At 64.9% G+C, this 24,013-nt stretch carries 26 protein-coding genes; 19 read left to right on the top strand and 7 right to left on the bottom strand.

All coding sequences use genetic code 11. The annotated features are described in order from the left end of the window. Positions 1 to 335 precede the first annotated feature (335 nt). The 5 genes from ACXJMY_RS13380 to ACXJMY_RS13360 all read left to right on the top strand — a co-directional run bounded on the left by ACXJMY_RS13380 (position 336) and on the right by ACXJMY_RS13360 (position 4,302). Entirely contained in the window at positions 336 to 1,295 is a 960-nt protein-coding gene (locus ACXJMY_RS13380) for an N-carbamoyl-D-amino-acid hydrolase (protein WP_456619809.1), read from the top strand. A gap of 247 nt (positions 1,296 to 1,542) precedes the next feature. Further along, the gene (locus tag ACXJMY_RS13375) at positions 1,543 to 2,163 is read left to right on the top strand and encodes a TetR/AcrR family transcriptional regulator (protein WP_456619808.1); all 621 of its coding nucleotides are present in this window, start codon (positions 1,543 to 1,545) and stop codon (positions 2,161 to 2,163) included. Positions 2,164 to 2,212: 49 nt separating this feature from the next. Continuing rightward, on the top strand, positions 2,213 to 3,406 hold the full coding sequence (locus ACXJMY_RS13370; protein WP_456619807.1) for an MFS transporter: 1,194 nt from the start codon (positions 2,213 to 2,215) through the stop codon (positions 3,404 to 3,406). 127 nt (positions 3,407 to 3,533) lie between these two features. After that, on the top strand, positions 3,534 to 3,953 hold the full coding sequence (locus tag ACXJMY_RS13365; RefSeq protein WP_456619806.1) for a DUF4118 domain-containing protein: 420 nt from the start codon (positions 3,534 to 3,536) through the stop codon (positions 3,951 to 3,953). Between the two features lie 139 nt (positions 3,954 to 4,092). Next, entirely contained in the window at positions 4,093 to 4,302 is a 210-nt protein-coding gene (locus ACXJMY_RS13360; protein WP_456619805.1) for a hypothetical protein, read from the top strand. 247 nt (positions 4,303 to 4,549) lie between these two features. Here the strand turns inward: ACXJMY_RS13360 and ACXJMY_RS13355 are convergent, their stop codons facing one another. Then, entirely contained in the window at positions 4,550 to 5,527 is a 978-nt protein-coding gene (locus tag ACXJMY_RS13355) for a LysR family transcriptional regulator (protein ID WP_456619804.1), read from the bottom strand. Between the two features lie 119 nt (positions 5,528 to 5,646). Here ACXJMY_RS13355 and ACXJMY_RS13350 point away from each other — a divergent pair, with 119 nt between their 5' ends. From ACXJMY_RS13350 to ACXJMY_RS13305, 10 genes are all read left to right on the top strand, one after another. Next, complete coding sequence (locus ACXJMY_RS13350; RefSeq protein WP_456619803.1) at positions 5,647 to 6,684, top strand: class 1 fructose-bisphosphatase; 1,038 nt, start codon at positions 5,647 to 5,649, stop codon at positions 6,682 to 6,684. Positions 6,685 to 6,697: 13 nt separating this feature from the next. Then, positions 6,698 to 7,573: a phosphoribulokinase gene (locus tag ACXJMY_RS13345; protein ID WP_456619802.1), complete on the top strand. Its 876-nt coding sequence runs from the start codon at positions 6,698 to 6,700 to the stop codon at positions 7,571 to 7,573. Positions 7,574 to 7,589: 16 nt separating this feature from the next. Next, positions 7,590 to 9,614, top strand: a complete 2,025-nt coding sequence (gene tkt, locus ACXJMY_RS13340) for a transketolase (protein WP_456619801.1) — start codon at positions 7,590 to 7,592, stop codon at positions 9,612 to 9,614. A gap of 11 nt (positions 9,615 to 9,625) precedes the next feature. Then, positions 9,626 to 10,711, top strand: a complete 1,086-nt coding sequence (gene fba / locus ACXJMY_RS13335) for a class II fructose-bisphosphate aldolase (RefSeq protein ID WP_456619800.1) — start codon at positions 9,626 to 9,628, stop codon at positions 10,709 to 10,711. A gap of 39 nt (positions 10,712 to 10,750) precedes the next feature. Then, on the top strand, positions 10,751 to 12,211 hold the full coding sequence (locus ACXJMY_RS13330) for a form I ribulose bisphosphate carboxylase large subunit (RefSeq protein ID WP_456619799.1): 1,461 nt from the start codon (positions 10,751 to 10,753) through the stop codon (positions 12,209 to 12,211). Between the two features lie 11 nt (positions 12,212 to 12,222). Beyond that, positions 12,223 to 12,624, top strand: coding sequence for a ribulose bisphosphate carboxylase small subunit (locus ACXJMY_RS13325; RefSeq protein WP_456619798.1), 402 nt, complete (start codon positions 12,223 to 12,225; stop codon positions 12,622 to 12,624). Positions 12,625 to 12,726: 102 nt separating this feature from the next. Continuing rightward, complete coding sequence (cbbX, locus tag ACXJMY_RS13320) at positions 12,727 to 13,662, top strand: CbbX protein (protein ID WP_456619797.1); 936 nt, start codon at positions 12,727 to 12,729, stop codon at positions 13,660 to 13,662. Further along, positions 13,659 to 14,396, top strand: coding sequence for a ribulose-phosphate 3-epimerase (gene rpe / locus ACXJMY_RS13315; RefSeq protein ID WP_456619796.1), 738 nt, complete (start codon positions 13,659 to 13,661; stop codon positions 14,394 to 14,396). Before cbbX ends, rpe begins: the two co-directional genes overlap by 4 nt. A gap of 261 nt (positions 14,397 to 14,657) precedes the next feature. Continuing rightward, positions 14,658 to 16,508: a putative bifunctional diguanylate cyclase/phosphodiesterase gene (locus ACXJMY_RS13310; protein ID WP_456619812.1), complete on the top strand. Its 1,851-nt coding sequence runs from the start codon at positions 14,658 to 14,660 to the stop codon at positions 16,506 to 16,508. 388 nt (positions 16,509 to 16,896) lie between these two features. After that, positions 16,897 to 17,109: a hypothetical protein gene (locus ACXJMY_RS13305; RefSeq protein ID WP_456619795.1), complete on the top strand. Its 213-nt coding sequence runs from the start codon at positions 16,897 to 16,899 to the stop codon at positions 17,107 to 17,109. Between the two features lie 23 nt (positions 17,110 to 17,132). Here ACXJMY_RS13305 and ACXJMY_RS13300 read toward each other — a convergent pair whose 3' ends face one another. Continuing rightward, a complete protein-coding gene (locus tag ACXJMY_RS13300) occupies positions 17,133 to 17,969 on the bottom strand; it encodes a universal stress protein (RefSeq protein ID WP_456619794.1) in 837 nt (278 codons plus the stop codon). 210 nt (positions 17,970 to 18,179) lie between these two features. Between ACXJMY_RS13300 and ACXJMY_RS13295 the strand changes: the two genes are divergently transcribed. After that, positions 18,180 to 19,715: a Do family serine endopeptidase gene (locus ACXJMY_RS13295; protein WP_456619793.1), complete on the top strand. Its 1,536-nt coding sequence runs from the start codon at positions 18,180 to 18,182 to the stop codon at positions 19,713 to 19,715. Between the two features lie 274 nt (positions 19,716 to 19,989). Next, positions 19,990 to 20,370 carry a hypothetical protein gene (locus ACXJMY_RS13290; RefSeq protein WP_456619792.1) on the top strand — a complete coding sequence of 127 codons (381 nt, stop codon included), beginning with the start codon at positions 19,990 to 19,992 and terminating at the stop codon, positions 20,368 to 20,370. Between the two features lie 6 nt (positions 20,371 to 20,376). On the opposite strand, the gene ACXJMY_RS13285 is transcribed toward ACXJMY_RS13290, so the two are convergent. Together ACXJMY_RS13285 and ACXJMY_RS13280 are read right to left on the bottom strand one after the other, a co-directional pair. Beyond that, positions 20,377 to 20,673 carry a DUF6496 domain-containing protein gene (locus ACXJMY_RS13285; protein ID WP_456619791.1) on the bottom strand — a complete coding sequence of 99 codons (297 nt, stop codon included), beginning with the start codon at positions 20,671 to 20,673 and terminating at the stop codon, positions 20,377 to 20,379. A gap of 231 nt (positions 20,674 to 20,904) precedes the next feature. Next, positions 20,905 to 21,099 carry a DUF3072 domain-containing protein gene (locus tag ACXJMY_RS13280; protein WP_456619790.1) on the bottom strand — a complete coding sequence of 65 codons (195 nt, stop codon included), beginning with the start codon at positions 21,097 to 21,099 and terminating at the stop codon, positions 20,905 to 20,907. 61 nt (positions 21,100 to 21,160) lie between these two features. Between ACXJMY_RS13280 and ACXJMY_RS13275 the strand changes: the two genes are divergently transcribed. Continuing rightward, positions 21,161 to 21,463 (top strand): hypothetical protein, encoded by a 303-nt coding sequence (locus ACXJMY_RS13275; RefSeq protein WP_456619789.1) that lies wholly within the window; start codon positions 21,161 to 21,163, stop codon positions 21,461 to 21,463. Between the two features lie 93 nt (positions 21,464 to 21,556). On the opposite strand, the gene ACXJMY_RS13270 is transcribed toward ACXJMY_RS13275, so the two are convergent. Continuing rightward, the gene (locus ACXJMY_RS13270; RefSeq protein WP_456619788.1) at positions 21,557 to 21,796 is read right to left on the bottom strand and encodes a hypothetical protein; all 240 of its coding nucleotides are present in this window, start codon (positions 21,794 to 21,796) and stop codon (positions 21,557 to 21,559) included. Positions 21,797 to 21,891: 95 nt separating this feature from the next. Next, positions 21,892 to 22,149: a hypothetical protein gene (locus tag ACXJMY_RS13265; RefSeq protein WP_456619787.1), complete on the bottom strand. Its 258-nt coding sequence runs from the start codon at positions 22,147 to 22,149 to the stop codon at positions 21,892 to 21,894. A 114-nt stretch (positions 22,150 to 22,263) separates the two neighbouring features. Between ACXJMY_RS13265 and ACXJMY_RS13260 the strand changes: the two genes are divergently transcribed. Next, complete coding sequence (locus tag ACXJMY_RS13260; RefSeq protein ID WP_456619786.1) at positions 22,264 to 22,515, top strand: hypothetical protein; 252 nt, start codon at positions 22,264 to 22,266, stop codon at positions 22,513 to 22,515. Here the strand turns inward: ACXJMY_RS13260 and ACXJMY_RS13255 are convergent. Next, complete coding sequence (locus ACXJMY_RS13255) at positions 22,512 to 24,008, bottom strand: HWE histidine kinase domain-containing protein (protein ID WP_456619785.1); 1,497 nt, start codon at positions 24,006 to 24,008, stop codon at positions 22,512 to 22,514. The two genes, ACXJMY_RS13260 and ACXJMY_RS13255, sit on opposite strands and share 4 nt — an antisense overlap. Positions 24,009 to 24,013: the final 5 nt, after the last annotated feature.

Here is a 24,013-nt window from a genome sequence, read left to right as displayed (position 1 = left end):
GCGCAGGGAAGGCCGAGTGATTGGCTACACCTGTATGCTGCTGTGCGGTTCTTCCTGCGTGTGCTTTTCGCGCAGCGGACCGCGGGTGCCAGCCGGCACCCGGCCTTCCCTGCGCCCTCTTGGCTCAAGAGGGTGGTGAGACGAAGCAAAGCTCGGGCGAATTAAGCCGCGAGAATGCAAAGACGTGTCTTGGAAGGGCGTGTCTTGGAAGGCGCATCTTGGAAGGCGCATCTTGGGGGTCCACAGATTCAGCAGCAGAGCGGCCTGTGCGCGCGGCGCGTCGCGCGATAGGTTGAGCCTCAAAGTCAGTCGAGCACCGAAAGAAGGAACGACGCGTGGCGAGATTTGTGAATGTCGCGGCCGGCCAGCTTGGCCCGGTCGCGAGGCGTGAGACCAGGACCGAGGTGGTGGCGCGGCTGATGGCCCTGATGCGCCAGGCGCGGGCCAATGGTTGCGACCTGATCGTCTATCCCGAGCTTGCGCTGACCACGTTCTTTCCGCGCTGGCATTTCGAGGACCAAGCCGAGATCGACGGCTTTTTCGAGCGTGAGATGCCGGGGGCGGAGACGCTGGCCCTGTTCGAGCTGGCCCGTGAAATCGGCATCGGCTTCTATCTCGGCTACGCCGAGCTGGCGACTGAAGCCGGCGTGCTGCATCGCTACAACACGTCCATTCTGGTCGACAAGAGCGGCACCATCGTCTCCAGATACCGCAAGGTCCATCTGCCCGGCCACGCCGAACCCGAGCCATGGCGCAAGTTTCAGCATCTGGAAAAGCGCTATTTCGAGCCCGGCGGCGGTTTCGGCGTGACTGAGGCCTTTGGCGGCGTGATGGGAATGGCGATCTGCAATGATCGCCGCTGGAGCGAGACCTATCGGGTGATGGGACTTCAGGGCGTCGAAATGGTGCTGATCGGCTACAACACGCCGGTGCACAACCCGCCCGCGCCCGAGCACGACGACCTCTCGCTGTTCCACAATCGTCTGGTCATGCAGGCCGGCGCCTATCAGAACGGCACCTTCGTGGTCGGCGTCGCCAAGGCCGGTATCGAGGAGGGCGTGGACCATATCGGCGGCAGCTGCATCATCGCGCCCTCGGGCGAGATCGTCGCTTCGTGCACCACGAAGGGCGACGAGATCGCGCTGGCGCGCTGCGATCTCGATCTCTGCAACTCCTACAAGCGCACCACCTTCAATTTCGACGTCCACCGCCAGCCCCGGGCCTACGGACTGATCGTCGAACGCAAGGGGCGGACCATCATGGCGGATGGAACGCCGGTGCGTGCGAAGGGGTGATCGGTTTCTTGCTTGGCAAGCAATCTCTCCCATGTCGTCCCGGCGAAGGCCGGGACCCATAACCCCAGGGAGGAGTTTGGCGAAGATTGGTCGTTCGGGATTGGCACCCACCCATACTCCACAGACCTCGCGGTATGGGTCCCGGCCTTCGCCGGGACGACAGCGGATTTGAGGCGATTGTAGTCGTTCCCAATCAATCACAACCACGTGTCTTTATTCGGAAACAATCATTCCCTATTATCCCGCAATGCAAAAAACCGCCCGCCGATCTCAGCCCATTGCCCGGCCGCCGGGTCGTCCCCGGGAGTTCGACATGGACACCGCGCTCGACCGCGCCGTGCGGGTGTTTCGCGAGCGCGGCTATCATGCCACCTCGATCGGGGATCTGACCGCGGCGATGCGGCTTGCGACCGGCAGCGTCTACAAGGCGTTTCGCGACAAGCACGCCGTCTTCCTCGCCGCCTTCGAGCGCTACACCACGCTGCGCCAGCAGCAGACACGCAGCGCCGCGGCGCGCGGCAGCAATGGACGCGAGCGGCTGCGTAATGTGCTGCTCTCTTATGTCGAGCACTCCCAGGGCAGCGAGGGGCGGCGCGGCTGTCTCGTGGTCGGCAGCGCGGTCGAGCTCTCCACGCTCGACCCGGTGGTCGGAGCGCGCGTCAATGCGCAGCTCAAGGCCAACGAGAATTTCATCGCCGGCCTCATTCGCGAAGGGCTGGCCGATGGCTCGATTCCCCACCATGTCGACGCCGACGACACCGCGCGGCTGATGATCTGCATCACGCAGGGCATGCGCGTCGTCGGCAAGGCGCGCCTGTCGCTCGACGGCGAGCGCCTGGTCGGCGTCGCGATGAAGCTGCTCGCCTGAATTTTTTGTCATATAGGGAACGATCGTTCTCTATGTCTGGAGCCTGTAAATGACGATGAATGCCACGATCGAGACCGCGCCCGAGCCGGATGCGGTGTCGCAGCGACTGACCTTCGTGCTTGCCGCGGCCTGTGGCATGGTCGCCGCCAACATCTACTATGCCCAGCCGCTGATCGCCCCGATCAGCGCCGCGCTCGGCCTGTCGCATGCCGCAGCGGGCCTGATCGTCACCATGACGCAGATCGGCTACGGCACCGGGCTGCTCTTCATCGTGCCGCTCGGCGATCTCGTCGAGAACCGGACCCTGATCTGCTCCGTCATCACGCTCGGCGCCGCGGCGTTGCTGGCCGCCGCCTTCGCCACCCATGCGCTGCCGTTCCTGATCGCCGCGCTGTTCATCGGGCTCGGCTCGGTCGCGGTGCAGATCATCATTCCCTATGCGGCGCATCTCGCGCCCGAGGCCATCCGCGGTCGCGTCGTCGGCAACGTCTCGACCGGATTGATGCTCGGCATCATGCTGGCGCGGCCGGTGTCGAGCTTCGTCACGGCTGCGTCGTCGTGGCATGCGGTGTTCTTCGCCTCAGCCGCGCTGATGATCGTGCTCGCAGCCGTGCTCTGGATGGTGCTGCCGAAGCGCAAACCCGTTGCGCGCATGCATTATGGCACGCTGCTGCTGTCGATGCCGCATCTGGTGCGGACCATGCCGCTGCTGCGGCGCCGCGCCCTCTACCAGGCGAGCCTGTTTGGCGCCTTCACCCTGTTCTGGACGGTGGCGCCACTCCAGCTCGCCGGCGCGTTCGGCTTCTCTCAGACCGGCATCGCGCTGTTCGCGCTCGCCGGTGTCGCCGGCGTGTTCGCCGCGCCAATCGCGGGACGGCTCGCCGATCGCGGCCATAGCCGCATTGCGACGCTGGTTGCGATGCTGCTCGCGGCTGCGGGCTTCCTCGTGACCTATATCGGCGCGGCCGGCTCGATGCTGAACCTGGCCTGCCTGGTGGTGGCCGCGATCGCCATCGATATCGGCGTCCAGGGCAACGTGGTGCTCGGCTTCCGCGCCATCTTCGCGCTCGGGCACGAACATCGCAGCCGCCTCAACGGCCTCTACATGGCGACGTTCTTCGCCGCCGGCGCTGCCGGCTCCGCGGTCGGCGCCTGGGCCTTCGCGCAGGGCGGCTGGACGCTGGCGTCGGCGATCGGCCTGGCCTTGCCGGTCGCGGGCCTGCTCTATGCGGCCACCGAGTAGCGGTACGATCGTGCGCCGCAGCCGTTTACCAAGCCCTCGACGGTGCCATTTCCGTCTCGCGGTTTCCGTGCGGCTGTAGTACTTAGGTCGCAAGCGAGCCTGGTTAACGGGCGGCAGGGGGAGGCTTATGGGGCGTGCGGGACTGTTTGGCGTACCGCGGTTACGGCCGTGGTCGTGGCAGGCGTTTCTGTTCGGATTTGCGGTCGTGGCCGTGTCGGCCATGGTTCAGGGCATCTGCGTCGTGCTCGGCGCAAAGCTCTACTTCGCGACATTCCTGCCCTGCATCTTCCTGGTCGGACTTCTGGCCGGTGCGCCGGCTGCGGTGTTCGCGGCTCTGCTTACCGTTCCGGTGGTGTGGTGGGCATTCATGCCGCCCTACTTCCAGTTCAATCCGCTGACCAGCGCGAATACCGATTCCATCAACCTGTTCTTCCTGCTCGCCGTGCTCCTGATCGGCCTTGCCGATCTCTGCCGCGAGACGATGGCGATCATCAGCCGCGGCGGGCTTCGCGCGTCGGGCGAGAGCGCGGCAACGAATTCGCAATGAACGGGCCTTGCGCGCGGGCGACGCGTTGCGCCGGCGCAACAGTCCGGCAACCATTCGCGAGCTTCGCCTGCGCCGCTAACTTTTCGAAAAAGATTTGGCCGCAATTTCTCTCGTGGGAATGACGAGGGAGTTTTCGGACATGAACGGCCAGGTAAACGGGCACGCCATCTTGGAGAACGTGCGCCGCTATCGCGGGATCGCATCGCTCTACCGCCAGACTGCCGTCTTCCGGCCGAGCCAGAGCTGGTCGCTGCTGGAGCAGGCCGGGGAATGGGAAGCCCGGGCGCTGACGGAGCTGGAAGCCTATTTCGCCGCGCGGATGGATTGCGCCGCTCCACGCGCGGCCTGATCGTTAACCATCGCCGCAACGAGATCGGCGATGACCATCGGCGATTGCTGGCTCTGGGCGGGGGCGGAATCCGTGGCGACTACGGAGTTACCCCGGCGCCCGCGCATGATAGCAAGTCGCCCGGATCTCCTTCACGTCGGCCGGGGCGAGCGATGACCATCTTCAACCGCATCTTTACGACTGAGCGCCTGCTCCAGATCATCGTCATTCTGGCGGCGACGGTCGCGATGAAGCTGATGGGCTGAATCTAGCGCTCGCCGAGCTCGGGCATGTCGGGCAGATAGTTCGACCCTTCCGAGCCCAGGAAATCGAACATCGCCTGCGCCGGCGGCAGCAGTACCTTGTCGCTGCGGCGGATCACGTACCATTGCCGGACGATCGGCAGGCCCGCGACATCGAGCACGATGAGCCGGCCTTCGCTCAGCTCATGCGCGACGGTGTGGGCGGAAATGAAGGCGATGCCGAGCCCGGCGATCACCGCCTGCTTGATGGTCTCGTTGCTGCTCATCTCCATGCCGATGATCGGCTCGAGATCCGACTTCTGGAACATGCCCTCCATCAGCGTGCGCGTGCCCGACCCCGGCTCGCGGGTGAGGAAGGTCTCGTGCACGAGATCGGTCAGGCTGAGGCCGGCATCCTTCTCCAGCCAGTGCCCCTTGCGCGCGACGATGATGTGCGGATTGCGCCCGAGTTGGCGCACGTCGACGCTGACGTCGGCCGGTGGCCGACCCATCACGGCGAAATCGAGGTCGTAGCCGTGCATCGCCTCGCGGATCTCCTCGCGATTGCCGATGGTGAGCCTGATCTCGATCTTCGGGTAACGCTTGGTGAACGCCGCGATCGCATGCGGCACGAAGTACTTCGCGGTCGAGACCGCGCCGAGATGCACCGTGCCGCCGGTGCGCCCGGCGAGCAGATCGAGCGCGCCCTGGCAGTCCGCGATCGCGGCTTCGACGCGCTCTGCCAGCGCCAACACCTCCTTGCCGGCCTCCGTCAACAGCATGCCGTCGCCGGTCCGCTGCACCAGCGGCAGGCCTGCGAGATCCTGGAGCTGCCGGAGCTGCTGGGTCACGGCCGGCTGGGTCAGGCCGAGATGGCTCGAGGCCGCCGTGACGCTGCCCTTGGCCGAGAGTGCCGCGAGCGAGCGCAGCTGCCGGATCGTCAGATGCCGGAGCTGGGTCGCCGCATGGCTGGGGCCATTATAAGAAAATTCTTTGGCGCTCATTATGAATAGAAATTTTCCTTATTAAGCCGTCGCTGTCAATCTCCTGATGCTGGGACCGACCGCACCGACCTCCGCCGGGGAGGGAACTGGATGCGGCGCCCGCAAGGGGATGGACGCAGATGACCGGGCAAATCAGGCTGGACGACCACCTTCAACGGTATTCCGAGACCGCACCTCGCGCGCTGGCGGTTGCCGCCGCCATCGACGCCATAGCCGCGGCCGCGATCGAGATTGCCGATCTCATCGGCACCGGAGATCTCGCGGACGCCTCCGGCCTGACCACGGAGCGCAACAGCGACGGCGATCTCCAGCGTGACCTCGACGTCCGGGCGGACGCGATCCTGCGCCGCTGCCTCGGCAAATTGCCGATCGCAGCTCTGGCGTCGGAGGAAATGCGCGAGCCCCAGATCGGCGACCGCGAGGCCAGGATCTGCATCGCGATCGATCCGCTCGACGGCTCCTCGAACATCGACATCAACATGACCGTCGGCACGATCTTCTCGATCCTGCCGGTCCCGGACGACCTCGCGCTCGCGTTCCATCAGCGCGGCTCGGCGCAGCTTGCGGCGGGATTCGTCACCTACGGTCCGCAGACCTCGCTGGTGCTGACGCTCGGCGACGGCGTCGACATCTTCACCTACGACCGCAGGTCCGGCTGCTTCCGTCTCGCGCGCAGCGCCGTGCAGATTTCCGAGGCCTGCGACGAGTTCGCGATCAACGCCTCCAACCGCCGGCACTGGGATCCGCCGGTGCGTGCCTTCGTGGACGAGTGCCTTGCCGGTGTCGATGGGCCGGCAAACCACAACTTCAACATGCGCTGGATCGGCTCGCTGGTCGCGGAGGCCTATCGGATCCTCACCCGCGGCGGCGTCTTCCTCTATCCGTCCGATGCGCGCCCCGGCTATGGCGACGGCCGCCTGCGTCTCACCTACGAGGCCCACCCGATGGCCATGATCATCGAGCAGGCCGGCGGCTCCGCCTCGACCGGGCGCGAGCGCATCCTCGACCTTGCCGCGGACAGCCTGCATCAGCGCGTGCCGCTGATCATGGGATCGAGCAACGAAGTGCGGCGCGTTGCGGAACTGCACTGCGATCCGCTGCTCGTCGCAAGCGTCTCAGCGCCGCTGTTCGCGCGGCGCGGCTTCTTCCGGCTGTGATGGGAGGCGACTAATGTCCAGGAAGCATCCGATCATCTCCATCACCGGCTCCTCCGGCGCCGGTACGACCTCGGTCAAGAAGACCTTCGAGCAGATATTCTTCCGCGAGAAGGTCAATGCCGTCTACATCGAGGGCGACGCCTTTCATCGCTACGACCGCGCCGAGATGCGCACGCAGATGGCGAAGGAGGCTGATCGCGGCAACAGGCATTTCAGCCATTTCAGCCCCGAGACCAACCTGTTCGAGGAATTGGAGCGGGCGTTCCGCGACTATGGCGAGACCGGTACGGCAACGACGCGGCATTACATTCACGACGCCGAAGAATCCGCGCTGCACGGCGCGCCGCCCGGCACCTTCACCGAATGGGAACGGCTGCCCGAAAACTCGGACCTGCTGTTCTATGAGGGCCTGCACGGCGCCGTCGTCACCGACAAGGTCAACGTCGCGCGTTATGCCGACCTCAAGATCGGCGTTGTGCCCGTCATCAATCTCGAATGGATTCAGAAACTGCACCGCGACCGCAGCGCGCGGGGCTATTCGACCGAGGCCGTCACCGACACGATTCTGCGGCGGATGCCGGACTACATCCACTACATCTGCCCGCAATTCTCCGAGACCGACATCAACTTCCAGCGCGTGCCGACGGTCGATACCTCCAATCCGTTCATCGCGCGCTGGATCCCGACGCCGGACGAATCGATGGTGGTGATCCGCTTCAAGAACCCGCGCGGCATCGACTTTCCCTATCTGCTCTCGATGCTGCCGCACAGCTGGATGTCGCGCGCCAATTCGATCGTGTGTCCCGGCGCCAAGCTGGACCTCGCGATGCAGCTGATCCTGACGCCGCTGATCATGCAGCTCATCGAGCGCAAGCGAAACCTGAAGTGAACAAGGGGAGAATTCGATGAACATCTCCGTCCATGCCGAAGCCGACCTCAGCACGGTCAGCCACAACGATCTCGCCAACGCGGTCCGCTTCCTCGCGGTCGACGCCATCGAGACCTCGCAGTCCGGCCATCCCGGCCTGCCGATGGGTATGGCCGATGTCGCGACCGTGCTGTTCTCGCGCTTCCTCAAATTCGACTCGGCCCATCCCAATTGGCCGGACCGCGACCGCTTCGTGCTGTCGGCCGGCCACGGCTCGATGCTGCTCTATGCGCTGCTGCATCTCACCGGCGGCGCCGTCAGCCTCGACGATATCAAGGCGTTCCGGCAATGGGGCTCGAAGACGCCGGGCCATCCCGAATATGGCCACACACCTGGAGTCGAGACCACGACGGGGCCGCTGGGGCAGGGGATTGCCACTGCCGTTGGTATGGCGCTCGCCGAGCGCATGGCCAATGCGCGGCATGGCGATGGTCTGGTCGATCACTTCACCTATGTGATCGCCGGCGACGGCTGCCTCATGGAGGGCATCAGCCAGGAGGCGATCTCGCTCGCCGGCCATCTGCAACTCGGCCGCCTGATCGTGCTGTTCGACGACAACGGAATCTCCATCGACGGGCCGACGTCGCTTGCGACATCGGACGATCAGCTTGCGCGGTTTGCGGCGTCGGGCTGGTCGGTGCGCCGCGTCGACGGGCATGATCCCGAAGCTGTTGCGCAGGCGATTGCGGAAGAGCGCGAGACGACAAGCCCTTCGCTGATCGCCTGCCGCACCATCATCGGCTATGGCGCGCCGGACCGGCAGGGCACCGAGAAGGCGCATGGCGCTCCGCTTGGTGTCGAGCAGACGGCGGCGGCACGCAGGACGCTCGGCTGGGACTACCAGCCCTTCGTCGTGCCGATCCCGATCCTGAAAGCGTGGCGGATGATCGGCCAGCGCGGACAGGTGGAGCGTCTGGCCTGGCTCGATCGCTACGAATGCGCGACGTCCGAGCAGCGCGACCTGTTCATCGAAGGCAAGGCCGTTGCCCTGCCAGGTGCCTATGCGCTGGCCGCGGCCAAATTGCGCGAGCGCTTCGCCACCGAGCGTCCGAAGCTCGCGACGCGGCAGGCTTCGCAGCAGGTGCTCGACGGTATCGCCGGGACGATCCCGGGGCTTGTCGGCGGTTCCGCGGACCTGACGCATTCGAATCTGACGCACGCCAAGGCGCAGATTCCCGTCACGCGCGACGCGTTTGCGGGCAACTACATCCACTACGGCATCCGCGAGCACGGCATGGCCGCCGCGATGAACGGCCTCGCCTTGCACGGCGGCTTCATTCCCTATGGCGGCACGTTTCTCGCCTTCTCCGACTACAGCCGGCCGGCGATCAGACTTGCGGCGTTGATGCGGCTGCGCGTCATCCATGTCATGACCCACGATTCCATCGGTCTCGGCGAGGACGGCCCGACGCATCAGCCGGTCGAGCATCTCGCCGCGCTGCGGGTCATTCCGAACCTTCTCGTGTTCCGCCCGGCTGATGCTGTCGAGGCGCTGGAGGCGTGGGACTGCGCACTTGAGGCCGAGGATCGTCCCTCGGTGCTGTGCCTGTCGCGTCAGGCGCTGCCGACCTTCCGCAGTGATGCCCGTGGCAGGAACCGCGTCGCACATGGCGCCTATCTCGTCGTCACGCCGGACGGCGGTCGCGATGTCACGTTGATCGCGACCGGCTCGGAGGTCTCAATCGCGCTGGACGCCGCCCGTCTGCTCGCGACCGAGCACATCCGCGCGGCCGTCGTCTCCGCGCCCTGTTTCGCCCTGTTCGAGGAACAGCCGGAGGACTATCGCGCCACCGTCCTGGGCTCGGCGCCACGCGTCGGCATCGAGGCCGCCGTGCTCGGCGATTGGCCGCGCTGGATCGGCGCCGAAGGCGAGTTCGTCGGCATGCGCGGCTTCGGCGCCTCGGCGCCGGCATCGGTGCTCTACCGCGAATTCGGTATTACGGCGCAAAGCATCGCAGAGGCAGCCCGGCGCGCGGTCGCCCGCGCAGGCAAAGCACAATAGGAGGATCTCCCGTGGCACGTATCACCCTTCGGCAATTGCTCGATCACGCAGCTCATCACGGCTACGCGGTGCCGGCGTTCAACATCAACAACATGGAGCAGGGCATCGCGATCATGCAGGCGGCCGCCGAGGTCGATGCGCCCGTGATCATCCAGGCCTCGCGCGGCGCGCGCAGCTATGCGGGCGACCTCATGCTCTCGCACATGATCGACGCGCTGGAGCGGACCTATCCGGACATTCCACTCTGCATGCATCAGGACCACGGCAATGACGAGGCGACCTGCGCCAGCGCCATCGCCCACGGCTTCACCTCGGTGATGATGGACGGTTCGCTCAAGGCCGACGCCAAGACGGCGGCCGACTACGACTACAACGTCGCGATCACCCGCCGCGTCGTCGATCTTGCCCATTGGGTCGGCGCATCCGTGGAAGGCGAGCTCGGCGTGCTTGGCTCGCTCGAGCATGGCGGTGGCGAGCAGGAAGACGGGCATGGCGTCGAGGGCAAGGTCAGCCACGACCAGTTGCTCACCGATCCCGACCAGGCGGTCGATTTCGTTCGCGCCACCAAGGTCGACGCGCTCGCGATCGCGATGGGCACCTCGCACGGTGCCTACAAGTTCAGCCGCAAGCCGGACGGCGACATTCTGGCGATGCGCGTGGTCGAGGAGATCCATCGCCGGCTGCCCAACACGCATCTGGTCATGCATGGCTCTTCGTCGGTGCCGCAGCCGCTCCAGGACATGTTCAACCAGTTCGGCGGCGAGATGCCGCAGACCTGGGGCGTGCCGGTGGAGGAAATCGTCCGCGGCATCAAGAGCGGCGTGCGCAAGGTCAATATCGACACCGATTGCCGCCTGGCAATGACCGCGGTGTTCCGAAAGGTCGCCGCGCAAGCGAGATCCGAATTCGATCCGCGCAAATTCCTGAAGCCCGCGATGGACGCGATGCGCGAGCTCTGCCGCGAGCGGTTCGAGCAGTTCGGCACCGCCGGCCATGCAAGCAAGATCAAGGTGATCCCGATGAGCGAGATGGCGCGACGTTACCGCGCCGGCGAACTCGACCCGCGCATCGACGCCCGCGAGCCCGTCGCGGCCTGAACCATTCAGAGAGCAGAAGAGAGAAACGAGGAGAGAATCATGAACGCACATACCGGCACGGTCCGCGGCAAGGAGCGCTATCGCTCGGGCGTCATGGAATACAAGCGCATGGGCTATTGGGAGCCCGACTACATGCCGAAGGACACCGACGTGATCGCCTTGTTCCGCGTGACGCCGCAGGAGGGAGTCGACCCGATCGAAGCGTCCGCAGCGGTCGCCGGTGAATCCTCGACGGCAACCTGGACGGTGGTGTGGACCGACCGTCTGACGGCGGCGGAGAAATATCGCGCAAAGTGCTATCGAGTCGATCCCGTGCCGGGCTCGCCGGATTCGTACTTTGCCTACATCGCCTATGACCTCGACCTGTTCGAGCCCGGCTCGATCGCCAACCTCTCGGCCTCGATCATCGGTAACGTCTTCGGCTTCAAGCCGCTGAAGGCGCTACGTCTGGAGGACATGCGCTTCCCCGTCGCCTATGTGAAGACGTTCCAGGGCCCGGCGACCGGCATCGTGGTCGAGCGCGAACGCCTCGACAAGTTCGGCCGGCCGCTGCTCGGAGCAACGGTGAAGCCGAAGCTCGGGCTTTCGGGCCGCAATTACGGCCGCGTGGTCTACGAAGCGCTGAAGGGCGGGCTCGATTTCACCAAGGACGACGAGAACATCAACTCACAGCCCTTCATGCACTGGCGCGACCGCTTCCTCTATTGCATGGAGGCCGTGAACCGTGCGCAGGCCGCTTCCGGCGAGGTGAAGGGAACCTATCTCAACATCACCGCCGGGACGATGGAAGACATGTACGAGCGCGCGGAGTTCGCCAAGGAGCTCGGATCGTGCATCGTCATGATCGACCTCGTGATCGGCTACACCGCGATCCAGTCCATGGCGAAATGGGCGCGCCGCAACGACATGATCCTGCATCTCCATCGCGCCGGCCACTCGACCTATACGCGGCAGAAGAGCCACGGCGTGTCGTTCCGCGTCATCGCCAAATGGATGCGGCTTGCCGGCGTCGATCACATCCATGCCGGCACGGTGGTCGGCAAGCTCGAAGGCGATCCCAACACCACGCGCGGCTATTACGATGTCTGCCGCGAGGATTTCAATCCGATGAAGCTCGAGCACGGCCTGTTCTTCGACCAGTCCTGGGCGAGCCTCAACAAGATGATGCCGGTGGCCTCCGGCGGCATCCATGCCGGCCAGATGCATCAGTTGCTCGACCTGTTGGGGGAAGACGTCGTGCTGCAATTCGGCGGCGGCACCATCGGCCATCCCATGGGGATTGCGGCCGGTGCGATCGCCAACCGCGTCGCGCTGGAAGCGATGATCCTCGCCCGCAACGAGGGTCGCGACTACGTCCATGAGGGTCCGGAGATCCTGGCCAGGGCGGCGGAGACCTGCACGCCACTGAAGGCCGCGCTCGAAGTCTGGAAGGACGTGACCTTCAACTATCAGTCCACCGACACGCCGGACTTCGTTCCGACCGCGCTGGAAACCGTTTGAGGAGACGCGACATGAAATTGACCCAGGGCTGCTTCTCGTTCCTGCCCGATCTGACCGACGACCAGATCACCAGGCAGGTGCAGTATTGCCTCGCCAACGGCTGGGCGGTGAACATCGAGTTCACCGACGATCCGCATCCGCGCAACACCTATTGGGAGATGTGGGGCCTGCCGATGTTCGACCTTCAGGACGCCGCCGGCGTGATGATGGAACTTGCCGAATGCCGCCGGGTGTACGGCGACCGTTACATCCGCATCAGCGGATTCGACTCCAGCCATGGCTGGGAGTCGGTGCGGATCTCCTTCCTCGTCAACCGGCCGCCGCAGGAGGCCGAGTTCGAGCTGGTGCGGCAGGAGGTCGGCGGGCGCGCGATCCGCTACACCACCGTGCGCCGAACGACCGCGCACGCTTAAGCATAATCAGCCGTTCCGCGCGGAGCACTCCCTGCTCCGCATCCTTGGCGGACCACTGCTTCGCCGCTCCCTCGCGGCGAAGCCCTTTTCTTCGAGGTGCCGATGCTCGACGTTCCCCACGCAACGATCACCGAAGGCGGCGAGACCACGTTCGATATCCGAAAGGAATCCGAGGCCGCCGGGATCACCGCGACGCTGCAACAGCTCGAGCAGGAACTGATCGGCTTGAGGCCGGTCAAGAACCGTGTGCGCCAGATTGCTTCGCTCCTGCTGATCGAGCGTATTCGGCAGCGCGCAGGACTGGCCTCGGCGCCGCCGACGCTGCACATGTCGTTCACCGGTAATCCCGGCACCGGCAAGACCACCGTGGCGCTGCGCATGGCAAAGATCCTGCACGGGCTTGGGTTCGTGCGGCGTGGGCAGGTGATCTCGGTCACGCGCGACGATCTTGTCGGCCAGTACATCGGCCACACCGCGCCGAAGACCAAGGAGATCTTGAAGAAGGCGATGGGCGGCGTGCTCTTCATCGACGAGGCCTATTACCTGCACCGGCCCGACAATGAGCGCGACTACGGCCAGGAGGCGATCGAGATCTTGCTCCAGGTGATGGAGAACCAGCGCGAGGACCTGGTCGTGATCCTGGCCGGCTATGGCGAACGGATGACGAGCTTCTTTGCCTCCAACCCCGGCTTCCGCTCGCGCATCGCGCACCATATCGACTTCCCGGACTATGCGGAGGCCGAGCTTCTCGTCATCGCCGAGCTGATGCTCAGGGAGCGCGGCTATCGTTTCTCGGCGGCGGCGCGCGAGGCCTTCGAAAAATACATCGCGCTGCGCCGGACCCAGCCGTTCTTCTCCAATGCGCGCTCGATCCGCAACGCTGTCGACCGCATCCGCTTGCGGCAGGCCGACCGGCTGGTTTCCGATCTCGATCGCATGCTCGACATTACCGACCTCGAAACGATCGATCCAGCCGACGTGCTGGCGAGCCGGGTGTTCAGCGATGGTCCGGTTGTGGAGAGGAGTGCGAAGTCATGACGAGAGAGATCATCATTGCGCCGTCGATCCTGGCCGCGGATTTCGCGCGGCTCGGCGAGGAGATCGCAGCGATCGATGCGGCCGGCGCCGACTGGATCCATTGCGACGTGATGGACGGGCATTTCGTGCCGAACATCAGTTATGGCGCCGACGTCATCAAGGCAATCCGGCCGCTGACGAAGAGGGTCTTCGACGTCCATCTCATGATTGCGCCCGTCGATCCCTATCTCGAAGCCTTCGCGAAAGCCGGGGCTGATGTCATCACGGTTCATGCCGAAGCTGGTGTCCATCTCGACCGTTCGCTTCAGGCGATTCGTGCGCTCGGCAAGAAGGCCGGCGTCAGCCTGTGCCCGGCGACCCCCGAGAGCGTGATTGAATATGTGCTCGACCGCATCGATCTCGTGCTGGTGATGACGGTCAATCCGGGCTTTGGCGGCCAGTCCTTTCTCGAATCCCAGCTCGAGAAGATCAGGCGTGTTCGAAGCATGATCGGCGACCGGCCGATCCGGCTCGAGGTCGATGGCGGCATCACGCGCGACAACGCCGCCGCCGTCGCTGCCGCGGGCGCCGACACGCTGGTGGCGGGTTCCGCTGTGTTTCGCGGCAAAAGCAGCGCCGACTATGCCGGCAACATCGCAGCCATTCGCATCGCAGCCGAGGCCGGCCGGGTTCCGAAGCTCCAGGATATGTCCGTGCAGCCGATGCGCGCCGGCGAAAGCGCGCGCCTCCGGTAGACTACGGGAGCCGTGCACCCGGGTGTCGGTTGTGCCAACGCGTGCCACTTTCCTCCGGGGTTCCACGGAACTTGCCGCACAAGGCGATCGGATTCCTTCAGGCCGGGGTAACCACCGTGTCCGAGGCGAAAGTTCGATTAACGCCCGCGCAATGCTAAGTGTCTCAATCTGCGGTTCAGGAACGCGAGAGAGCGCGGGGATGCGGATCGAGGATATCTGCGGGCATGAGGCCTGCACTCGGCCAGGTGCGGTGGCTTGAGCATGCATCGCTTGTTCGCCGAGCAACTCCGCTGTGCCACCGAAGCGACCGGACAGGTCGATCTCGCCAAGTTGGGCGAACTCGTCAGCGCGGCCTACGAGGCAAGCGACCGCGATCGCCAGCGGATGGCTGACGCGCGCGCCCAGACGTACGATCAGGTCGAGGAGGATTTGCTCCGGACCCGCGAGTTCCTCGATACGATCGTCGAGAATATCCCGATTGCCGTGTTCGCAAAGTGCGCGAAGGATTCCCGTTACATCCTGCTCAACCGCGCCGGCGAGGACTATTACGGCCTGCCCCGCGAACGGATGCTGGGCAGGACGCCCGAGGAGATTTTTCCGGCGGATGTTGCCCGCGTGGTCAACGAGCAGGACCGCAGGGTCGTCGCCAGTGGAATGCCGATGTTCCTCGAGGAGCACCTGCTCGAGGTCGGCGTCAAGGGCCACGACCGCGTCGTCAATTCGCGCAAGATGCTGATCAGGGACGGCACCGGCGACCCGCAATATCTGGTCGGCGTGATCGAGGATGTCACCGAGCGCGTCACGAACCATGAGCGGATCAGTCATCTCGCGCATCATGACGCCTTGACCGACCTGCCGAACCGCAGCGCCTTCAACGCGGCATTGAGCGAGCGGCTGGAGCAGGCGCAGGAGGCGTCGACCAGTTTTGCGGTGCTCAGCCTCGATCTCGACCGCTTCAAGGAGGTCAATGACGTGTTCGGCCATCCCGTCGGCGACATGCTGATGCGGGCGGCGGCCGACCGTCTCGCCGCGGAATCCGATGGCGCTTTCGTCGCCCGCATCGGCGGCGACGAGTTCATGATCCTCATGCCGGACGATGCCTGCCGCGAAGACGTGCTGGCGCTCGCCGAGCGCCTGGTGGAGGTGATCGGCAAGGAGCTCGAGGTCGACGACTATCTCTCACATGTTGGCATGAGCGTCGGCATCGCCGTTTATCCGGATGACGGCGTGGACGCGGCGATGCTGCTCGCGAACGCCGATTCCGCGCTCTATCGCGCCAAGCGCGAGGGCGGGGGCAGGGTCCGCTTCTTCGAATCCGGGACAGACCAGGAGCTGCGCGACCGCAGGCTGTTGCAGCACGATCTGCGGCAGGCGCTGGAGCAGAACCAGCTCCTGGTCTATTTCCAGCCCCAGGCGCGGATCGATGGCGAGGTCATCGGCTTCGAGGCGCTGCTGCGCTGGAACCACCCGACGCGGGGTCTCGTGCCGCCCGACCAGTTCATTCCGCTCGCCGAGGAGAACGGGCTGATCATCGAGATCGGCGAATGGGTCTTGCGCGAGGCATGCCGCGAGGCGGCGTCTTGGCCGCGGCCGCTGCAGGTCGCAGTCAACCTGTCGCCGGTCCAGTTCCAGGCCGGCGACCTCGAACGCTCCATCCACCAGATCCTGCTGGAGACCGGGCTTGCGCCGACCCGGCTCGAGGTTGAGATCACGGAGGGCATGCTGATCGGCGATTTCACCCGCGCGCTCAACCTGCTGCGGCGGCTGAAGGCGCTTGGCGTCCGCATTGCGATGGACGATTTCGGCACCGGCTATTCGTCGCTGTCCTATCTCCAGTCGTTCCCGTTCGACAAGATCAAGATCGATCGCAGCTTCATCTCCAACCTGGAGGCGACACCGCAATCGGCCGAGATCGTCCGCGCGGTCCTGAGCCTCGCGCATGCCCTGAAGATACCGGTCGTCGCGGAAGGCGTGGAGACCGAGGCGCAGCGCGACTTCCTGGCCCGCGAGTCCTGCGAGGAGATGCAGGGCTATCTCGTCGGCCGTCCCGACCTGATCGAGCGCTATCTCGACTTGATCGGCGTGAACGTGGAGCGCCGTCTCTATGCCTAGCCCATCGCCGCCAGAAACGAAATGAGCCGCCGGTTCCATGCCCGCACGGCTCCGAAGTCGCAGGCTGCGCTGATCGCGTAGCCTTGGTGTGCCGCCGTTACCTTGTTTGCGGCCATACGAAAAAATTTATACGCGCGATAAGGACGTCAGGCTGTGCTTTGCCTCACACATGCCGTAACTTTGTGGCTGGGTCCGCATTGAGCTCCACGCTGCCGAGAACAATCGCCAAACATTTGTAAAGTTTGCGCCAAAGCAAAGCGGCCGCGTTGCAGCACACGTTAACATTTCCGAGACCGACCGGCGTTGCGCAGAAAATGTTTCGCACAAGTGCAATGCCCCTGACGCAAACCGGAGAAATAAGCCGGGTGTGACCGAGAGGGAGATTCTCATGGAGAACGTACGTCGCTACCGGGCGCTGGCGTCCCTCTGTCGCCAGCAGGCGGCCTATCGGCCGCTCCAGAACTGGGAACTCCTCGGCCAAGCCGAACATTTCGAATATCTCGCCGAGCTCGCGCTGAAGGCGCATTTCGATGCGTGCAATGCCCAACGCGAAGAGGACGCCACCGCAACCGCTGGATGGGAGACCCCCGCTGCGGCGTAACTGCCCCTTTGCACCGCTTTCGCTCAGTGCGACATCAGCGTCGGAACCGTCATCGCGTCCAGCATGGCGCGGGTGACGCCGCCGAGGATGCGTTCCTGCCATCGCGAATGGCCGTAGCCGCCCATCACCAGAAGATCGAGGTTTTCGTCGGCTGCCCACGACAGGATGGCCGGCTGAATGCCGGAGCGCGTGGCTGATAAGCCGACCGTGCGGGTCGAAAGCCCGCGCCGCCCGAGGTGCCTGGCCAGATTGTGCGCCGAGACTTCACCGGGGACCGTGTCGGCCTCGTTGATCGCAATGATCACAATCGCCTCGGCACGCGCGAGGAACGGTGCTGCGTCGCGCAATGCGCGCGCGGCGACGCGGCTGCCGTCCCAGCAAATGCCGACCCGGTTCGCCATGAACGCGCCGCGAAAGGTGTGCGGCAGGAATAGCACCGGCCCGCCTGCCTGGAATAGGATCTCGCCGGGCAGGTCGTTGTCGAACGACACCTGCTCCTGATCCGGCTGGAGCACGACACTGAGATCATGGAGCCGGGCCATCGCCCCGATCGAAGCCGCAGCGTCGACGGGGATCGCGCCAAGAGGGCGGCAGGCATAGGAGATGCCGGCGTTCTTCGCTTCGCTCTCGAACAGCGCGAGTGTCGTTTCGGCCCGCTCGAGCGCGCGTTCGCGCTCCATTTCGAACACCGCCGCCACCGCGGCGCCGCCGTCCATCACATAGGCCGTTCCGGCCGCGGGATAGCCGACCGCGACGGCGTCGAGATGGGCGTGGAGGTTCGAGGCCAGCGAAATCGAGCCGTCGATCAAGCCCCGCATCGGGCGCTCGGTGGGGACGAGGACGAGAATGTCTTTGTACATGGCGGCGCCTCCGATGGACATCACCGCCGCAGCTTTTCACCGATCGGACAGCCCACATTGAGCTGCATCAAACGCGCAGCAAGGATTTTGGTCCGCGGCCGCCGGTCGCCGATTCTTTGCCAAGATTTAATCGCGTGGACGGGACGCCGTAAGGTGCCAGCGCCCATGTTGCGTGCAAGGCGACACCTTCACCAACATGGACATTTCGACATGAACGACCGCGTCAATTCCGACACCACCACGTCCCGCATCATCCTCCGGCCGCGCCGGCTGGCGCTGCTCGGCACCGTGGCCGCGCTTGGCGTGGCTGTGCTGGCTGGCTCTCACGGTTCTTCGCCGTTCGCCGTGACCTCCTTCATCGCGCCGGCTCAGGCGGCGGAAGCTGCCGCGACGCCGACGGGCTTCGGCGATCTCGTCGCCAAGGTCAAACCTGCCGTCATCTCGGTGCGGGTGAAGATCGACCAGGACAACGACAAGAGCGCGATGCTGCAACAGAACCGGATGGATTCGGACGAGGATTCGCCGTTCGACCAGTTTTCGCGGCAGTTCGGCTTCCGCGGTCCGGGTGGCATGAACGGCATGCCGCGCCAGCGCCACCAGGTGATCACGGGTGAGGGCTCCGGCTTCTTCATCTCGGCCGACGGCTATGCGGTGACCAACAACCACGTCGTCGACCACGCCCAGTCCGTCCAGGTGACGATGGATGACGGCACGGTCTACACCGCGAAGGTGGTCGGCACCGATCCGAAGACCGATCTCGCGCTGATCAAGGTTGAGGGCAAGAAGGACTTTCCGTTCGTCAAATTCTCCGACCAGAAGCCGCGGATCGGCGACTGGGTGGTCGCGGTCGGCAACCCCTTCGGTCTCGGCGGCACCGTCACGGCCGGCATCGTCTCGGCCAGCGGCCGCGACATCGGCAACGGTCCCTATGACGACTTCATCCAGATCGACGCGCCGATCAACAAGGGCAATTCCGGCGGCCCGGCCTTCGACATGACCGGCAACGTGATCGGCGTCAACACCGCGATCTTCTCGCCCTCCGGCGGCTCGGTCGGCATCGGCTTCGACATTCCGGCCTCGACCGCGAAGCTCGTCATTGCGCAGTTGAAGGACAAGGGCGCGGTGACGCGCGGCTGGCTCGGCGTGCAGGTGCAGCCCGTGACGGCTGATATCGCCGACAGCATCGGCCTGAAGGAAGCAAAGGGCGCGATCGTCGACAATCCGCAGGACGGCAGCCCCGCGGCGAAGGCCGGTATCGAGGCTGGCGACGTCATCACCGCCGTCAACGGTACGTCCGTCAAGGACTCCCGCGATCTCGCCCGTACCATCGCCACCCTGGCGCCGGGCAGCTCGGTGAAGCTCGACGTCTTCCACAAGGGCGAGAGCAAGACGGTGACGCTGGCGCTCGGCGAGCTGCCGAACGAGCGGCAGGCCAAAGCCGATGACGGCAAGGCCCAGCCGAAGGCCGGCACCCCGCGCCTCGGGCTCAGCCTGGCGCCGGCCGGCGATGTGCAGGGTGCCGGTCAGAAGGGCGTCGTGGTGACCGAGGTCGATCCCCAGGGACCGGCCGCGCAGCGCGGCATCCAGACCGGCGACGTCATCCTCAATGTCGGCGGCAAGGCCGTCTCCAATGTCGGCGACGTCCGCTCCGAGCTGGCGCAGGCCAAATCGTCCGGCAAGAACAGCGTGCTGCTGCAGGTGAAGAGCGCGGAGGCGACCCGGTTCGTCGCGGTGCCGCTCGCGTAAGTCGTAAGTCTGCCGGCGCAAATCCAAAAAGGCGGCCTTCGGGCCGCCTTTTCCTGTTGGCATGGTGGATTCCCACAGGCTGTCGATAACATTCTCGTTAACGGCAGGAATGATGACTGGTTCGTCCGAAAAAGCCGCGTTCGCTCATCACACTTTGGAATCGCATGTGCTCGGCGGCAATGACGGCGCCGGGACCGGTTGCAAGAGTGGAACTTCGAACGTCCGGCCGCTTTGTGGAACTGGCTCGGCGGTTCGTATTTGATCGGTGCCGACGATGGATCGATTGAAGCTCTCTCTGAGGAGTGCGCTGCTGGTCGCGCCCTTCGTGCTGTCGATCGGAAGTCTGCTGCCGACCGGAAGTGCCTTCGGCCGCGACGACGGCCGCTACGCCGATTCCCCGCTCAAGCCGTGGTTCGACAGCCTGCGCAGCCATCTCGGTCCGTGCTGCTCGGATGCGGATGGTTTTGCCGTCGCCGATCCCGACTGGGAGTCGCACAACGGGCACTATCGCGTGCGGCTCGACGGGCAGTGGGTCGAGGTGCCCGATGAAGCCGTCATCACCGAGCCCAACCGGGCCGGGCGCACCATGGTGTGGCCGGTCAAGACCGCGTTCGGGATATCGATCCGCTGCTTCATGCCGGGCAGCATGATCTGACGCCGGTCAGCGCGACCGCTTGGCGGATTTGCGCTTCGACGTCGTCTTCGAGGTTTTCTTCGAGGTTTTCTTGGACGCCTTCTTCTTGGCGGTCTTCCGCTTCGAGGCTTTCCTCGGGACCTTCTTGCCCTTCTTGCGCGCCTCGGACAGGCCGATCGCGATCGCCTGCTTGCGGCTCTTCACGCGTCCGCCTCGACCGCCACGTCCGCTCTTCGCGGTACCCTTCTTGTAGCGCCGCATCTCGCGCTCGACATCGTCACCGGCGCTGCGCGAGTAGCGGCGTTTCTTTGCCTTGCGTGCCATCTACTCTCTCCCGTCGTCCCGAGAGAACCGCCCACGGCAGGCGTGGTTCCGGGATGCGCAGCGGGGCGGGTCACAGGCGGCAGCCGCCGCAGGCGCGATGAGATGAGGATGAATGGTCATCGCGCTTCAGGTTGTTGTTTGCGCATGGTCTCCGCGCAAACGCGTTCCACGTTTGTCGCGAGCGAAAACCGCTTCGCACTTCGCGCTGACGCGGCCGGGTCCGGATCATGCCTAGAAGGAATTCGCCAGCTCGATCTCCGCCTCCAGCGCCTGGATGCGGCGCGCGGCCTCTGCAAAGGACAGGTCCCGCGCATATTGCGCGGGCTGGTAGGCCTCTTCGCTCAGCCGCCGTAACCTCAGTCCTTGTGCGCGGGTCATCTGATCGGCGAGGAAAACCCTGGCATCGTATCGACCTTGAACCTGCATGTGCGGTCTCCAAACTGGAATCGTGGCTTGACTATATGTTCTTATTTTGTTCTAACAAGCCATGGACAACAGAATTAATGAAATTCGACGTAAAATCAGTGCTTTGAGGCTGGAAATGGCCGCCGTCGAGGCGTCCGTGCGCGACCTCATCGGCCGCGATTGCGACTGCACCGAACAGGCGCTGGCGCAGATGGATCTGCGCCGGAAAATCAACCTGCTGATCGGCGAATGGAAGGCGGCCGGCGGCGGCGACGTCCTGCCTGACATCCGCGACCGGGTGGGTCTTCGTCCGGTGAAGCGAGATCGCAAACCGGCAGGCGCGGCCGCGCGCCGCCCTGAAGCGGGGCCGGCCGGGATGCTCTGACCCGCACACCGACGATGCGGCGCTAAAGCACGATCCGGACCCAAGCAAAAAGGCCCCGCGCGTGCGGGGCCTTCCATGAATTTCGGCCCGAGCTCACTTCGTGTTGCTGGTGCCTTTGTTGTTCGTCATGGTGCCACCCTGGTCGGAACCGGGACCGGAGCCACCCTGACCCGACGGATCGGCGCCCTTGGATTTCGTGTTGGCGCCTGTCGTCTGCGAGGACGAGGTCGAGGATTCGTGCTTGGCCTTGTGCGATTTGGCTTGTGCGGCGAACGGCGCGGCGGCGAGGCCGGTTGCCAGCATCACGGCGATAGCGAGCTTGGTGGTTTGCATGCGCGGGAACTCCCTGAGTTAAATTGACGCAGGCAGCCAACCGCCCTTGGCCGCAGGAGTTCCGAGCAACGCCGGTCGCGCTCTTCACGCGCGCTTCAAAATTCCTTGTCCTCTGCGAGGATGAACACCACGCCCGTGAGCGTCGCGCCGATTGCGAAGGTCGTCACCAGCGTGAGCACGAAGACGAGAATGGCCGGACTCCCGCCGTGATTGAGCAGGTTGGCGACCGCCGGATTGGACAGGACGAGCACGAGGCCGAATGCGAGGCCGAGGGCCGCGCCCATCATCGCATGCGTCATCAGCTTGATGACGCCCGTGGGAGAGATCAGGCCTGGCGACTTCTTCACGCGCATGGAACTGCATCTCGACTTCGCAGGCAAAACGCGGTCGATGATCGCGGGTTCCATCCTGGATGAAGGATTTGTCATCTGACCGCTTCATCCGAGGTTCATGCCGGGTTTGCGAGGATGAACGGCATCAACACGGGAACATTCGATATGGGCAAGGTGGTCTTTCTTTACCGTTCGCTGGCCTATCGCAATGCAGCCGCGGACATGCTGCGCAAGGCACGCAAACTTCCGCGCGGGGCGGAGCGCAGTGCGGCCCGCCGCTACGCGCGGGCGCTACGCGAGCTCGCTCAGACGGAGGCTTGGCTCGAAGGACGCGTCGCCGATGGATCGCGGCCGCTCCGGCGCATGAGGATGGCGGCGTCCGGCTAGCCCGACGCGCGCTGCAACTTGACTGAGGCGGCGGTCGCGTCGTCAAATTTGCCGGGTGCGGAGGGCGCCGCAATCTTGCGGGTCAACGGCACCTCCAGTCGGCACAACAGGCCTTCGGCACGCCAATCGAAATGCGCTTGTCCGCCAAGCTGCGACTCGACGCTCGCAAGCAGGCTTCTTGTGCCAAAGCCGCGCGACTTCGGCGGCCTGACCAGCGGGCCGCCGGATTCTTCCCACGTCACGGCGAGCGTGTCGTTCTCGACCTGCCAGCCGATCATGAGCCGGCCCGACCGCGTCGAGAGCGCGCCATATTTCGCCGAGTTGGTGAAGAGCTCGTGCAGCGCCAGCGCCAGCGTCTGGGCGGTGGCAGGCACGAGCTGCACCTCGGGACCTGCGATCTTGATCTGGCCGCCGAGCGAATAGGGCGCAAGCTCCTCGTCGATCAGCTTCGACAATTCGGCGCCCTGCCAGCTCGACAGCGACAGGATGGTGTGGACCCGGGCCAGCGCGTTGATGCGCCCTTCGACGGCGTTGACATAAGCCTTGACCCCGTCGGCACGGGTGAGGCGGACGATCGACTGCGCCAGTGCGAGCGCATTCTTGGCGCGGTGATCGACTTCCCGCGCCAACAGGTTCTGCCGCTCCTCGGCGCGCTTGCGTTCGGTGATATCGACGGTGACGCCGCTCACCCGCACCACCCGGCCGCTCTCGTCCAACGTTGCGGCCGCCGTGCCGACGCACCAGCGCACCTCGCCATCGGGCCGGCTGACGCGGAATTCTCCCTCATAGGCGCGCGCTCCGGTATTGAACGCGGCAATCGCCTTGCGGAATTGATCGACGTCATCCGGGTGCAGCAGGGCCTGGATGTTTGCCGAGCCGACGTTGAAGGTCTCCGGGGTCACGCCGAAGATGCGGTACTGGCCTTCGTCCCACATCCAGTCGCCGTTGACCCAGTCCCAGTCCCACGATCCCATCTTGCCGGCGGCGATCGCCATGCTGCGCCGCTGTTCGCTCTCGCGCAGTTTTGCGGTGGAGTTTTCCAGCTCGGCGGTGCGCGCGCGGACGCGGTCCTCGAGCTCCTGGTTCAGCCGCTCGAGCTCGCGGGTCTTGCGGTAGAGCTCGGCAAACACCTTGATCTTGGCGCGCAGCACCTCCGGCACGACCGGCACCGGAACATAGTCGACCGCGCCCATCTCGTAGCCGCGGAGGCGATCGATGTCGCTGACTTGAATGGCCGAGATGAAGATCATCGCCGTCTTCTGGAAGCGCGGATGCTCCCGGATCATCGCGGCGAGCTCGAAACCGTCGAGGTCGGGCATGCAGACGTCGACCAGGATCACCGCGATCTCGGTCTTCAGCAGCACTTCCAGCGCCTCGCGGCCCGACGAGGCGATCACGAGGTTCTCGCCGAGTTCCTTCAAGATCACCTCATAGGCGAGCAGCTTTGCTGGCTGGTCGTCGACGAGGAGGATGTTGACCTTTTCGTGGTCCATTCCCG

This window comes from Bradyrhizobium sp. P5_C12 (assembly GCF_054049735.1).
Note: the sequence above shows the minus strand (reverse complement) of the source record. Positions and strands in the feature narration are given on the sequence as shown.

Coding starts and splice junctions, on each gene's coding strand:
- ACXJMY_RS13375 (WP_456619808.1), top strand. CDS start 1,543: ATGCAAAAAACCGCCCGCCGATCTCAGCCCATTGCCCGGCCGCCGGGT.
- ACXJMY_RS13370 (WP_456619807.1), top strand. CDS start 2,213: ATGACGATGAATGCCACGATCGAGACCGCGCCCGAGCCGGATGCGGTG.
- ACXJMY_RS13365 (WP_456619806.1), top strand. CDS start 3,534: ATGGGGCGTGCGGGACTGTTTGGCGTACCGCGGTTACGGCCGTGGTCG.
- ACXJMY_RS13360 (WP_456619805.1), top strand. CDS start 4,093: ATGAACGGCCAGGTAAACGGGCACGCCATCTTGGAGAACGTGCGCCGC.
- ACXJMY_RS13355 (WP_456619804.1), bottom strand. CDS start 5,527: ATGAGCGCCAAAGAATTTTCTTATAATGGCCCCAGCCATGCGGCGACC.
- ACXJMY_RS13350 (WP_456619803.1), top strand. CDS start 5,647: ATGACCGGGCAAATCAGGCTGGACGACCACCTTCAACGGTATTCCGAG.
- ACXJMY_RS13345 (WP_456619802.1), top strand. CDS start 6,698: ATGTCCAGGAAGCATCCGATCATCTCCATCACCGGCTCCTCCGGCGCC.
- tkt (WP_456619801.1), top strand. CDS start 7,590: ATGAACATCTCCGTCCATGCCGAAGCCGACCTCAGCACGGTCAGCCAC.
- ACXJMY_RS13330 (WP_456619799.1), top strand. CDS start 10,751: ATGAACGCACATACCGGCACGGTCCGCGGCAAGGAGCGCTATCGCTCG.
- ACXJMY_RS13325 (WP_456619798.1), top strand. CDS start 12,223: ATGAAATTGACCCAGGGCTGCTTCTCGTTCCTGCCCGATCTGACCGAC.
- cbbX (WP_456619797.1), top strand. CDS start 12,727: ATGCTCGACGTTCCCCACGCAACGATCACCGAAGGCGGCGAGACCACG.
- rpe (WP_456619796.1), top strand. CDS start 13,659: ATGACGAGAGAGATCATCATTGCGCCGTCGATCCTGGCCGCGGATTTC.
- ACXJMY_RS13310 (WP_456619812.1), top strand. CDS start 14,658: ATGCATCGCTTGTTCGCCGAGCAACTCCGCTGTGCCACCGAAGCGACC.
- ACXJMY_RS13305 (WP_456619795.1), top strand. CDS start 16,897: ATGGAGAACGTACGTCGCTACCGGGCGCTGGCGTCCCTCTGTCGCCAG.
- ACXJMY_RS13300 (WP_456619794.1), bottom strand. CDS start 17,969: ATGTACAAAGACATTCTCGTCCTCGTCCCCACCGAGCGCCCGATGCGG.
- ACXJMY_RS13295 (WP_456619793.1), top strand. CDS start 18,180: ATGAACGACCGCGTCAATTCCGACACCACCACGTCCCGCATCATCCTC.
- ACXJMY_RS13290 (WP_456619792.1), top strand. CDS start 19,990: ATGGATCGATTGAAGCTCTCTCTGAGGAGTGCGCTGCTGGTCGCGCCC.
- ACXJMY_RS13285 (WP_456619791.1), bottom strand. CDS start 20,673: ATGGCACGCAAGGCAAAGAAACGCCGCTACTCGCGCAGCGCCGGTGAC.
- ACXJMY_RS13280 (WP_456619790.1), bottom strand. CDS start 21,099: ATGCAGGTTCAAGGTCGATACGATGCCAGGGTTTTCCTCGCCGATCAG.
- ACXJMY_RS13275 (WP_456619789.1), top strand. CDS start 21,161: ATGGACAACAGAATTAATGAAATTCGACGTAAAATCAGTGCTTTGAGG.
- ACXJMY_RS13270 (WP_456619788.1), bottom strand. CDS start 21,796: ATGCAAACCACCAAGCTCGCTATCGCCGTGATGCTGGCAACCGGCCTC.
- ACXJMY_RS13265 (WP_456619787.1), bottom strand. CDS start 22,149: ATGCGCGTGAAGAAGTCGCCAGGCCTGATCTCTCCCACGGGCGTCATC.
- ACXJMY_RS13260 (WP_456619786.1), top strand. CDS start 22,264: ATGAACGGCATCAACACGGGAACATTCGATATGGGCAAGGTGGTCTTT.
- ACXJMY_RS13255 (WP_456619785.1), bottom strand. CDS start 24,008: ATGGACCACGAAAAGGTCAACATCCTCCTCGTCGACGACCAGCCAGCA.